General features: G+C 68.5%; 11 protein-coding genes. 3 read left to right on the top strand and 8 right to left on the bottom strand.

Annotated features, from left to right (window positions below; translation table 11 throughout):
• Positions 1–30 precede the first annotated feature (30 nt).
• From AC3WTD_RS15115 to rpsB, 7 genes are all read right to left on the bottom strand, one after another.
• Positions 31–1,206 (bottom strand): 1-deoxy-D-xylulose-5-phosphate reductoisomerase, encoded by a 1,176-nt coding sequence (locus AC3WTD_RS15115; protein WP_492614277.1) that lies wholly within the window; start codon positions 1,204–1,206, stop codon positions 31–33.
• Complete coding sequence (locus AC3WTD_RS15110; RefSeq protein WP_492614276.1) at positions 1,203–2,027, bottom strand: phosphatidate cytidylyltransferase; 825 nt, start codon at positions 2,025–2,027, stop codon at positions 1,203–1,205. The genes AC3WTD_RS15115 and AC3WTD_RS15110 overlap by 4 nt, the downstream gene beginning before the upstream one ends.
• A 9-nt stretch (positions 2,028–2,036) precedes the next feature.
• The gene (uppS, locus tag AC3WTD_RS15105) at positions 2,037–2,777 is read right to left on the bottom strand and encodes a polyprenyl diphosphate synthase (protein WP_027493680.1); all 741 of its coding nucleotides are present in this window, start codon (positions 2,775–2,777) and stop codon (positions 2,037–2,039) included.
• Between the two features lie 25 nt (positions 2,778–2,802).
• On the bottom strand, positions 2,803–3,360 hold the full coding sequence (gene frr, locus AC3WTD_RS15100) for a ribosome recycling factor (protein ID WP_027493681.1): 558 nt from the start codon (positions 3,358–3,360) through the stop codon (positions 2,803–2,805).
• A 72-nt stretch (positions 3,361–3,432) separates the two neighbouring features.
• On the bottom strand, positions 3,433–4,155 hold the full coding sequence (pyrH, locus tag AC3WTD_RS15095; RefSeq protein WP_027493682.1) for a UMP kinase: 723 nt from the start codon (positions 4,153–4,155) through the stop codon (positions 3,433–3,435).
• A 212-nt stretch (positions 4,156–4,367) separates the two neighbouring features.
• Entirely contained in the window at positions 4,368–5,249 is an 882-nt protein-coding gene (tsf, locus tag AC3WTD_RS15090; protein WP_027493683.1) for a translation elongation factor Ts, read from the bottom strand.
• 100 nt (positions 5,250–5,349) lie between these two features.
• Entirely contained in the window at positions 5,350–6,222 is an 873-nt protein-coding gene (gene rpsB / locus AC3WTD_RS15085; RefSeq protein ID WP_027493684.1) for a 30S ribosomal protein S2, read from the bottom strand.
• Positions 6,223–6,537: 315 nt separating this feature from the next.
• On the opposite strand from rpsB, the gene map reads away from it, so the two are divergent.
• From map to AC3WTD_RS15070, 3 genes are all read left to right on the top strand, one after another.
• Positions 6,538–7,302 (top strand): type I methionyl aminopeptidase, encoded by a 765-nt coding sequence (map, locus tag AC3WTD_RS15080; RefSeq protein ID WP_027493685.1) that lies wholly within the window; start codon positions 6,538–6,540, stop codon positions 7,300–7,302.
• Positions 7,303–7,425: 123 nt separating this feature from the next.
• Positions 7,426–10,059 carry a [protein-PII] uridylyltransferase gene (glnD, locus tag AC3WTD_RS15075; RefSeq protein WP_492614275.1) on the top strand — a complete coding sequence of 878 codons (2,634 nt, stop codon included), beginning with the start codon at positions 7,426–7,428 and terminating at the stop codon, positions 10,057–10,059.
• Between the two features lie 59 nt (positions 10,060–10,118).
• Positions 10,119–10,568, top strand: a complete 450-nt coding sequence (locus AC3WTD_RS15070) for a CopD family protein (RefSeq protein ID WP_492614274.1) — start codon at positions 10,119–10,121, stop codon at positions 10,566–10,568.
• 114 nt (positions 10,569–10,682) lie between these two features.
• Here AC3WTD_RS15070 and AC3WTD_RS15065 read toward each other — a convergent pair whose 3' ends face one another.
• Positions 10,683–11,690, bottom strand: coding sequence for an NAD-dependent epimerase (locus AC3WTD_RS15065; RefSeq protein WP_492614273.1), 1,008 nt, complete (start codon positions 11,688–11,690; stop codon positions 10,683–10,685).
• Positions 11,691–11,749: the final 59 nt, after the last annotated feature.

Below are 11,749 nucleotides of genomic sequence, written 5' to 3'. Positions count from 1 at the left end.
CCGTGGCGAAAAGTCATCGAAGCAAGAATATCAGCAAGCATTGCGCAGAACGCGGCGGGCAGCCTCCCGCGCCGCATGGTCGCGTTCACCCAGGGTTTCAACATCGACCACGGCTTGCCCCGGCAGTTCCGCCAGCACGGCCTCGACCACGTCGGCGATCGCCAGAAATGGCAGCGTGCCGGCCAGGAAGGCTGCCACCGCCACTTCGTTGGCGGCATTCAGCACGGCGGGGCTGTCGCCGCCGGCACGCAACGCCTGGAACGCCAGCGCCAGGCAGCGGAAGGTGGCCAGGTCCGGCGGCTCGAACTGCAGCGGGGCGCAGGCGGCCAGGTCCAGCGACGGCACGCCGGACTCGACCCGCTCCGGCCAGGCCAGCGCATGGGCGATCGCGGTGCGCATGTCCGGGTTGCCGAGCTGGGCCAGTACCGAGCCGTCGACGTATTCCACCATCGAATGCACCAGGCTCTGCGGATGCACCACCACGTCGATCGCCTCGGCCGGCGCGCCGAACAAATGGTGCGCCTCGATCACCTCCAGGCCCTTGTTCATCAGCGTGGCCGAGTCGACCGAGATCTTGCGCCCCATCACCCAGTTCGGATGCTTGCAGGCCTGGTCCGGCGTGATGTCCGCCAGTTGCGCCCGCGTGCGGCCGCGGAACGGGCCGCCGGAGGCGGTCAGGATCAGCCGGCGCACGCCGCTGCCGCGCAGCTCGGGGCGTCCGCCCGGCAGGCACTGGAAGATCGCGTTGTGTTCGGAGTCGACCGGCACCAGCGCGCCGCCGCCGGCGGTGACCGCTTGCAGCAGCAGCGGGCCGGCCATCACGATGGATTCCTTGTTGGCCAGCAGCAGGTGCTTGCCGGCGTACGCAGCGGCCAGGGTGGATTCCAGCCCGGCGGCACCGACGATCGCCGCGACCACGGTGTCGCACAGTGCGCCGGCGGCAGCGGCCGCCAGCGCGGCATGGCCGCTGGCCACTTCGCAGCGTACGCCGGCAGCGGCCAGCCGGCGCGCCAGCTCGGCTTCCAGCGAGGGATCGGCGATCACCGCCAGATCCGGCCGGTGCTGCGCGCACAGCGCCGCCAACGCCTCGACCTGGCGATGCGCGGTCAGCACGCTGGCGCGGAAACGATCGGGATGGCGCGCGATCACGTCGAGCGTGCTGCCGCCGATCGAACCGGTGGCGCCGAGGACGGCGACGTTCTTCACAGGCCGAGCTCCAGCAGCGCCAGGCCGGCAGCGAACACCGGCAGCGCGGCGAACACGCTGTCCAGGCGGTCCAGCAGGCCGCCGTGGCCGGGGAACAGGGTGCCCGAATCCTTCACCTGTGCGTGCCGCTTCATCAGGCTCTCGATCAGATCGCCGACGATCGACGCCGCCACCGTCAGCGCGGCCAGCAGCGCCAGCGCCAGCAGCGCGGCGCCGCGCACGCCGAGCAGCCAGCCGCCAGCTTCGGCCACCAGCACGCCGGCCGCCATCGCGCCGTAGGCGCCGGCCCAGGTCTTGCCGGGGCTGATCTGCGGCGCCAGCTTGCGCTTGCCGAATGTACGGCCGCTGAAATACGCGCCGATGTCGGACGCCCACACGATCACCAGCGCCAGCAGGGTCCACCAGTGGCCGTGCGGCAGGCGGGCATGGATGCCGACCAGGGCGACCCAGGTCGGAAAGATCACCAGCGCGCCGGCGAGCAGTTTCAGGCTGCGGTTCTCGCGGGTGGGTGCCGCGGCGAACGCGAAGTGGCGCAGCCACAGACAGGCCAGCAGCCACCAGGCGACGCCGGCGGCCAGCAGCAGCGGGCTCAGCGCCGTGGCGTGGCCCCGCCACAGCAGGGCGAATACGGCGGCCGCCACCACCAGCAGGGCGGCGCGCCACGCGTGGCTTTGCAGGCCGCTCAGTTGCGCCCACTCCCACCACGCAGCCAGGAACGCCAGCGCGGCGATGCCCGCGAAGACGCCGGTCGGCGGCAGCAGGATGATCAGGATCGCCAGCGGCGCGAGCACCAGGGCGGTGAGAATGCGCTGAAGCAGCATGCAGATCCTCTAGGAAGCGGTGGTGACCTGTTCGCCGGTGCGGCCGTAGCGGCGTTCCCGGCAGACATAGTCCTCGATGGCCCGACGCAGGCAGGCCTGGTCGAAATCGGGCCACAACGTATCGGTAAAGTACAGTTCGGCGTAGGCGGCCTGCCATAGCAGGAAGTTGCTGACACGGCATTCGCCGCCGGTGCGGATGAACAGGTCCAGCGGCGGCAGCTCGGCCAGGCACATCCACTGGCCGAGCGTCGCCTCGTCGATCTGCTCCGCGCGCAACTCACCGCGCGCCACCGCGGCGGCAGCCTGGCGGCTGGCCTGCACGATGTCCCAGCGGCCGCCGTAGCTCACCGCGATGTTCACTTGCAGCCGCTCGTTGGCGGCGGTGCGGTCCATCGCAGCCTGCATGCGCTCGCGCAGCGCCTCGTCGAAGGCGGCCAGGTCGCCGATGAAGCGCAAGCGCACGCCATGGCCATGCAGTTCGTCCACCTCCTTGTCCAGCGCGCGCACGAACAGGCTCATCAGCGCGCCGACCTCATCCTGCGGGCGCTGCCAGTTCTCACTGGAGAAGGCGAACAGCGTCAGCGCCTGCACGCCCTCGCGCAGGCACGCCTCGATCGCCTCGCGCACGGCTTTGCGGCCGGCGTTGTGGCCAAAGCTGCGGGGGCGATGGCGGGCCTTGGCCCAGCGACCGTTGCCATCCATCACGATGGCGATATGGCGTGGGACCGGGGGTGCCTTGGCCTGGGTCATGAAATGGGGACTGGCGATGGCGTGGTCAAAGCGCCATCAGCTCCTCTTCCTTCGCCTTGACCACGACGTCGACGTCCTTCACCGCGCGATCGGTGAGTTTCTGGATCTCGTCGTCGACGCGGCGATCGTCGTCCTCGGTGATCTGCTTTTCCTTGAGCAGGTCCTTGACCTGCTGCAAGGCGTCGCGGCGCACGTTGCGGATGGCGATCTTGGCGTTCTCGCCCTCGTGGGCCACGTGCTTGGCCAGCTCCCTGCGGCGCTCCTCGGTGAGCGCAGGCATGTTCAGGCGGATCACCGTGCCGGCGGTGGTCGGCGTGATGCCCAGGTCGGAGGCCATCAGCGCCTTCTCGATCGGCGCCACCATGTTCTTTTCCCACGGCGTGATGATGATCGTGCGCGCGTCGGACAGGGTGACCGAGGCGACCTGCGGCAGCGGCATGTCGGCGCCGTAATAGGACACCTTGATGCCGTCCACCAGCGCCGTGCTGGCGCGGCCGGTGCGGATGCGGGTGAGATCGTGCTTGAGTGATTCGATGCTCTTGCCCATGCGGGTCTGGGCATCGTTCTTGATGTCGTTGAGCATGTGGCGCTTCCCGGGCGATCTGGCAACGTTCAATTATAGCAGTGGCGACGGGTGTGGCTTGCTGCGGTGTGGTCAGCCGCCGTCGACCAGGGTGCCGATCGACTCGCCGCGCATGATCCGCATCAGGCTGCCCGGCACGGTCATGTCGTAGATGCGCAGCGGCATGCCGTGGTCGCGGCACAGCGCGATGGCGGCGGTGTCCATCACCTGCAGGTTGCGCTGGATCACGTCGCCGTAGGTGAGCTGCTCGTAGCGGGTGGCGTCGGCGTGGCGGGCCGGGTCGGCGGTATACACGCCGTCCACCTTGGTGGCCTTCAGCAGCAGGTCGGCGCCGACCTCCACCGCGCGCAGCGCAGCGGCCGAATCGGTGGTGAAGAACGGGTTGCCGGTGCCGGCGGCGAACAGCACGATGCGACCCTTCTCGATGTGGCGGATCGCGCGGCGGCGGATGTAGTCCTCGGCCACGTCATGGATCTGGATCGCGCTCATCACCCGCGCGTAGCCGCCGCGCTTCTCGATCGCGTCGGCCATCGCCAGCGCATTCATCACGGTGGCCAGCATGCCCATGTGGTCGCCGGTGACGCGGTCCATGCCGGCGGCGGCGAGGCCGGCACCGCGGAAGATGTTGCCGCCGCCGATCACCACGCCCACCTGCACGCCAGCCTTGCGCACTTCGATGATCTCCTCGGCGAGCCGGCCGATCACCTTCGGGTCGATGCCGTAGTCGGCGTCGCCCATCAGCGCTTCACCGGAGAGCTTGAGCAGGATGCGGTGGTACTTGGGCTGGTCGCTCATGGGTTCTCCGGATTGTGTGGGGCAAACCGCCGTATTGTAATGGAGAGCGGGAACGAGGGGTGAGCGAAGAGGAGTGAGGAACGAGTGCGTGCGGCCGGGTTCCGGCCCCGAAAACGAAAAGGGCCGCGGTTTCCCGCGGCCCTTTGTTTGAAGCACGGCTTTTCTGAACAGTCCGGCCCTGGATGGCCGGTTTTCCCGTCAGGGATGACGGGTTACCTCAGGCCGGCCTGCTTCATCACCTCGGCGGCGAAATCCTCTTCCACCTTCTCGATGCCTTCGCCGACCGCCAGGCGGGCCACCGAAGCCACGTCGGCGCCTTCCTTCTTCAGCGCCTCGGCCACCGTCAGGTTGGTATCCAGCACGTAGGGCTGGCCGAGCAGGGTGACCTCGGCGACGATTTTGTGGACCTTGCCGGAGACGATCTTCTCCAGGATGTCGGCGGGCTTGTTCTTTTCCTTGTCCGACATGGCGGCCAGTGCGATTTCCTTCTCCTTGGCCAGGAAGTCGGCCGGCACGTCCTCGGCGCGGACGTAGGTCGGGTTCATCGCGGCGACGTGCATCGCGATGCCCTTGGCCAGCTCCTCGGAACCGCCCTTGAGCGCCACCAGCACGCCGATGCGACCGCCGTGGATGTAGCTGCCGATGAGGCCGTCGGTCTCGACGCGGGCCACGCGGCGCACGTCGATCTTCTCGCCGATGGTGGCGACCAGCGCCTTGGCGGCTTCCTCCACGTTGGCGGCGCCCGGATAGGCGGCAGTCTTCAGTGCGTCGATGTCGGCGGCGCCGGAGTTCAGCGCGACGTCGGCGACGGTATCGGTGAACTTCAGGAAGCTGGCGTCCTTGGCGACGAAGTCGGTCTCGCAGTTGATCTCGACCAGCACGGCCTTGCCCTTCGTCTGGGCAGCCACGATGCGGCCTTCGGCGGCGACGCGGCTGGCCTTCTTGTCGGCCTTGGCCAGGCCGGACTTGCGCAGCCATTCCATCGCGGCTTCGATGTCGCCGTTGTTCTCGACCAGCGCCTTCTTGCATTCCATCATGCCGGCGCCGGACCGCTCGCGCAGCTCCTTGACCAGTTGTGCGGAAATATTGCTCATCGGTAGTCCTCTAATGCTTTGGTTGCGCGGTGACGGCAAGCGTCACCGCGCGGTTATCGCGGGTGGAGGCGACGGCGGTGGTGACTCGCCGTCGTCGCGCTTACTTGGCGGCAGGCGCGCCGTCGTTGCGCGGGCCGCGGCCACCGTCACGGCCGCCATCGCGGCGCGGGGCGCTCTTGCGCGGGGCGGCGTCGCGGCGCGGGGCCGGCTTGCGGTCGACCTTGGCGACCGGGTTGCCTTCCTCGTCCAGCTCGACGAAGTCGTTCGCGTCGCCCTGGGCGGCGGCCGGCGCGGCGGCCTTGCCTTCGAGGATCGAGTCGGCGGCGGCGCGGGCGTACAGCTGGATCGCGCGGATTGCGTCGTCGTTGCCCGGGATGGCGTAGTCGACCAGCTCCGGGTTGTAGTTGGTGTCGACCACCGCGATCACCGGGATGCCGAGCTTCTTGGCTTCCTGCACGGCGATGTCTTCGTGGCCGATGTCGATCACGAACAGCGCGTCGGGCAGGCGGTTCATGTCCTTGATACCACCCAACGAGGCCTGCAGCTTGTCGCGCTCGCGCCGGCGGGCCAGCACTTCGTGCTTGACCAGCTTGTCGAACGAGCCGTCGGTCTCGGCCGCTTCCAGCTCCTTCAGGCGCGACACGGACTGCTTCACCGTGCGGAAGTTGGTCAGCATGCCGCCGAGCCAGCGCGAGGTGACAAACGGCATGCCGGCGCGGGCGGCCTCTTCGGCCAGCGGCTCGCGCGCCGAGCGCTTGGTACCGACGAACAAAATGGTGCCGCGCTTCTGCGCCAGGCCCGACAGGAAGTTCATCGCGTCAGTGAACAGCGGCAGGGTCTTTTCGAGGTTGATGATGTGGATCTTGCCGCGGGCGCCGAAGATGTACGGGGCCATCTTGGGGTTCCAGTAACGGGTCTGGTGACCGAAATGGACGCCGGCTTCCAGCATCTGACGCATGGTGACTTGTGCCATGGGGTGTTGCTCCGATTGTCGGTTCCCTTGGAAAGGAACCTGGGGGTTGGGACCTCCACGCATCCCCGGCTTCGACCGCGGCTGGCCCAGTGTTATGGCGGGCGAGGCGCGGCACCCCGAAGGCGGTGCCGATGCGTGTGTGGCGTTGGTTTGGGTGTTGTACCGCGGAGGGTTACAATTCCCATTCGCTTTGCGCTGGCCGGGCCGTCAAGACGGCCTGTCAGGTCTGCAAAACTCCGAAATTGTAGCCGGTGCGCCGGCAGTGCGGCAAGTTGCTGGATTTTCGCAGCTTTTGCCGCCATATGAGTGGAATCCATGGCCATTACCCTCAAATCCCCCGCCGACCTCGAAGGTATGCGCGTCGCCGGCAAGCTGGCCGCCGAAGTGCTGGCGATGCTCAAGGAGTACATCAAACCGGGCGTCACCACCGAGGAACTGGACCGGCGCGCGTACGAGCACATCGTCAACGTGCAGAAGGCGATCCCGGCCAACGTCGGCTACCACGGCTTCCCCAAGACCCTGTGCACCTCGGTCAATCACGTGATCTGTCACGGCATCCCGAACGAGGGCAAGGTGCTCAAGGACGGCGACATCGTCAACCTCGACGTCACCGTGATCAAGGACGGCTGGCACGGCGACACCAGCCGCATGTACATCGCCGGCACGCCCTCGGTGCTGGCCAAACGGCTGGTCGACACCACGTTCGAGGCGATGATGCGCGGTATCCAGGCGGTGCGACCGGGTGCCACGCTGGGCGACATCGGCCATGCGATCCAGCAGCATGCCGAGGCGGCCGGCTTCTCGGTGGTGCGCGAATACTGTGGCCACGGCATCGGCAAGGTCTACCACGACGAGCCGCAGGTGCTGCACTACGGCAAGCCCGGCATCGGCGTCGAACTGAAGAAGGGCATGACCTTCACCATCGAGCCGATGATCAACGCCGGCAAGCCGCAGACCCGTCAGCTGCCGGACGGCTGGACCGTGGTGACCAAGGACCACTCGCTGTCCGCGCAGTGGGAACACACCATCGCGGTGACCGACGACGGCTTCGAGATCCTCACGCCCTGGCCGGATGCCTGAAGAGCCGGGATTCGGGAGCAGGGATTCGGGATTCGCAAGGGCGGCGCTGCCGCCAGGGTGCGGCATTTGCCCGAGGGGGCGTGGCAGACTGGTGATCCTTCTCCACCGTCCCGGGCTCCGCCGATGAGCGTCGTGCTTCCGCCCTTGCCCCGTCTGCCGACGGCCGTGCCGCGCTCGGGCGTTTCGGCCGAGGCGCGGCAGGCGTTGCGGCAGCTGCTGGGCGACGTCGATCGCGTGCTGGCCACAGCGTTCCGCGACGGCGCCGATGCCAGTGCATTGGCGCGGCGGCGCGGCGACTCGGTGGCGCGCGTCGTGGCGCACGTGTGGACCGCCTGCCTCGGCGAGGTGACCGGAGCGGCGCTGTTCGCCGTTGGCGGCTTTGGCCGCGGTCTGCTGTTTCCGTATTCGGACGTGGACCTGCTGGCGCTGGTGCAGGCACCGGAGCCGGCGCGCCTGCGCGCGCTGGAGCAATTCTTCGCCACGCTGTGGGATGTCGGCCTGAAGGTCGGCCACGCGGTGCGCGATGCCGCGCAGTGCCGTGCACTGGCCGCGCAGGACGCCAGCGTGTTCACCAGCCTGCTGGATGCGCGCCGGCTGGCCGGCGATGCGGCGTTCGACGCACGGCTCAAGGCCATCGTCGACGATCCGGCGCTGTGGCCGGCGCCGGCCTACCTGGCTGCCCGGCTGGCCGAGCGCAATGCGCGGCACGCCCGCTACGACGATACCGCCTACAACCTGGAGCCCAACCTCAAGGACGGCCCCGGCGGCCTGCGCACGCTCGACTCGCTGCGCTGGATGGGGCGGCGGCTGGCGCATGCGGACGACCTGGCCGACATGGTGGCCGAAGGCCTGCTCGACCCCGCCGAGCAGGCCGTGCTGGAGCAATCCGAGGCGGTGTTGCGCCGCTACCGCTATGCGCTGCACCTGGAGGCCGGGCGCCCCGAGGAGCGCCTGCTGTTCGATTATCAACGTGCGCTGGCCGCGCGGCTGGGCTTCGAGGACGAACACGCGAAGAACCTGGGCGTCGAGCAGTTCATGCAGGGCTATTACCGCGCCGCCAGCCAGGTCGAGCGGCTCGGCGTGCAGGTGGCCGAACGCTTCGAGGAGATGCTGGAACCGCCGGAGGAAGCGGCCCCGGTGGGTACCGATTTCGTGCGTTACGGCAAGCGGTTGGCGGCGGTCGACCCGCAGTTGTTCATGCGCCGGCCGGCCGCCCTGGTGGAAATCTTCATCGCCCGGATGGACCAGCCCGGCGTGGTCGGCTTCAGCGCCGACACCATGCGTCGCATCCACCAGGCCACCGCCGCGCGTGGCGATGCGCTGGCCGACGACGGTGAGGTGCTGGCCGTCTTCCTGCGGCTGCTGCGCCGCGGCGCGCCGGCGGTGGAGGCGTTGTGGCGGATGAACCGGCACGGTTTGCTGGCGGCGATCCTGCCCGCGTTCGGCAAGGTATTCGGGCGCATGCAGTACGACCTGTTCCACGTTTACACGGTCGACGAGCACACCTTGCGCGTGCTGCGCAACCTGGCGCGCTTTGCCGACCCGGCGGCGCAGCGCGAATTTCCGCTGGGCTGCGAAATCTGGGCCGGCCTGCCGGTGCCGGAAGTGCTGCTGCTGGCGGGGCTGTTCCATGACATCGCCAAGGGCCGCGGCGGCGACCACTCGGTGCTGGGCGAGCAGGATGCGCGCGCCTTCTGCAGCCGGCTGGGCCTGCCGCCGGGCGACGTCGAGCAGGTCGCCTGGCTGGTGCGCTGGCACCTGCTGATGAGCACCACCGCGCAGCGTCAGGACATCACCGATCCGGAGGTGGTGCACCGGTTTGCGCAAGTCGTCGGCAGTCGCGAGCGGCTCGGCCAGCTGTATCTGCTGACCATCGCCGACATCATCGGCACCAGTCCGCGATTGTGGAACGGCTGGAAGGACCGGCTGCTGGCCGACCTGTACACCAGTACCCGCTACGCCTTGCGCAGCGACGTGGAGCTGCCGCGCGATATCGGCGCGCGCGTGCGCGAATGCTCCGAGTACGCGCTGGCGCTGTTGCTGAACGAGGGGCATGCCGAAGCCGAGGTGGCGCGGATCTGGGCCGACTTCCCGCAGCTCAGCTTCCTGCGCCACCGACCCGAACAGATCGCCTGGCAGACCGCGGCGATCCTGCGGGCGCACGGCGCGCTGCCGCTGGTGGCGGTGCACCCGTTGTCGGTGCGCGGCAGCACCGAGCTGTTCGTCTACACGCCCGATCGCGACGGCCTGTTCGCCACCATCACCGCAGTGCTGGATCGCTTGCGTTTCTCGGTGGTGGAGGCGCGCATCCTCAGTTCGCCGACCGGAATGGCGCTGGACACCCTGCTGTTGCTCGACGCGGACAGCCAGCAGCCGGTGAGCGCGGCGCGGGCGGAGGAGCTGCAGCAACGGTTGCAGCGTGCGCTGGCGCAGTCGGCCGGCGTGCAGCCGAGCAAGCGCGGCATGTCGCGCCACCAGAAGCATTTCCAGATGGCTCCGCAGATCAGTTTCCACGCCGCCGGCGACCGCACCCAGCTGGCGCTGGTTGGTGCCGATCGTCCCGGCCTGCTGGCCGCGGTGGCGCAGGTGATGCTGGCTATCGGCGTGCGCGTGCATGATGCACGCATCGCCACCTTCGGCGAACGGGTGGAGGATTTCTTCCAGCTCACCGATTGCCACGATGCACCGCTCGACGAGGTGCTGCAGGAACGCCTGCTGCAGGCCCTGCAGGAACGGATCGGCCCGGCGCGGAATTGAGCGGGGCGCCGCGTTATCATCGCGGGCGCTGCGCCCTGCAGCGGCCACGCGGTTTCGCCATGACCTACCTGCTGATCAAGTCGTTGCACCTGCTGTTCGTCATCGCCTGGATGGCCACGGTGTTCTACCTGCCGCGGATCCTGGTGAACATCGCCGAGGCGGCGCACGAACCGGCGGTGCTGGCGCGGCTGCAATTGATGGGGCGGCGGCTGTACAAGTTCGGCCACAACATGTTCGGCATCGCCTTCCTGTTCGGGCTGGTGCTGTGGCAGGGCTGGCGGGTGTTTCCGCAGTCCCTGCCCGACGTGACCGCCGGCACGCACTGGATCGACGCCAAGCTGACCCTGGTCGCCGTCCTGCTGGCGTATTTCGTGTGGGCCGGGCGCATGCTCAAGCGCAGCGAGAAGGGCGGCGCACTGCCGTCATCGCGCGCGCTGCGCTGGCTCAACGAGCCGCCGGTGCTGCTGTTGCTGGCCGTGATCTGGCTGGTGCTCGCCAAGCCGTTCTGAAGCCAGCGTCCCATCGCTTGTAGGGGCCCGCTCGCGGGCGATGCTTTTGCCGTTGCGAATCCCGAATCCCGAATCCCGGCTCCAAAAGCATCGCCCGCCAGCGGGCTCCTGCGTTCAGCGATTGAAGTACTCGCGGTACCACGCCACGAACTTGGCCACGCCGTCCTCGATCGAGGTATTCGGCGCGTAGCCCACGTCGCGGCGTAGTGCCGACACGTCGGCCCAGGTGTCCGGCACGTCGCCGGGCTGCATCGGTAGTAGGCGCTTTTCCACCGTACGGCCGAAGTGCTGTTCCAGCAGTTCGATGAAGCGCAGCAGCTGCACCGGCTGGTCGTTGCCGAGATTGTAGACGCGGTACGGCGCATTGGAGGTGCCGGGGTTCGGCCGCTCGGCGTCGTAGGCCGGGTCCGGTTCGGCCGGGTGGTCGAGCGTGCGGATCACGCCCTCGACGATGTCGTCGATGTAGGTGAAGTCGCGGCTGTGGTGGCCGTGGTTGAACACGTCGATCGGCTCGCCGCGGCTGATGCGGTCGGCGAACAGCATCGGCGACATGTCCGGCCGACCCCATGGCCCGTACACGGTGAAGAAGCGCAGGCCGGTGGTGGGCAAGCCATAGAGATGGCTGTAGCTGTGCGCCATCAACTCGTTCGCCTTCTTGCTGGCTGCGTACAGGCTGACCGGGTGATCGACCGCATCCTCCACCGCGAACGGCAGCTTGCGGTTGGCGCCGTAGACCGAGCTGGACGAGGCGTACACCAGGTGCTCGACCTTGCCGTGGCGGCAGCCTTCGAGAACGTTGAGGAAGCCGTCCAGGTTGCTGCGCACATAGGCGCGCGGGTTCTGCAGCGAATAGCGCACGCCGGCCTGCGCGGCCAGGTTCACCACCCGTTGCGGCCGGAACGTGGCGAAGGCGTGGTCCACTGCCGCGGCGTCGGCCAGGTCGGCGCGCTGGTGGGTATAGTCCGGGTGGTCGATGAAGCGTGCCAGGCGGGCTTCCTTCAGCGCCGGGTCGTAGTAGTCGTTGTGGTTGTCGATGCCATGCACCACGTCGCCACGCGCCAGCAGGCGCTGCGCCAGGGCGGCGCCGATGAAGCCGGCGGTGCCGGTGACCAGGATGCGCATGGAGTGTCCTCGGAAGATCGACGGCATTGTATCGTCGGGCCCGGCCGGTCAGGTTGCGT

This window comes from Rhodanobacter sp. FW106-PBR-R2A-1-15 (assembly GCF_058789735.1).
The sequence above is the reverse complement of the archived record's forward strand: the minus strand, read 5'-3'. Positions and strand labels throughout refer to the sequence as shown.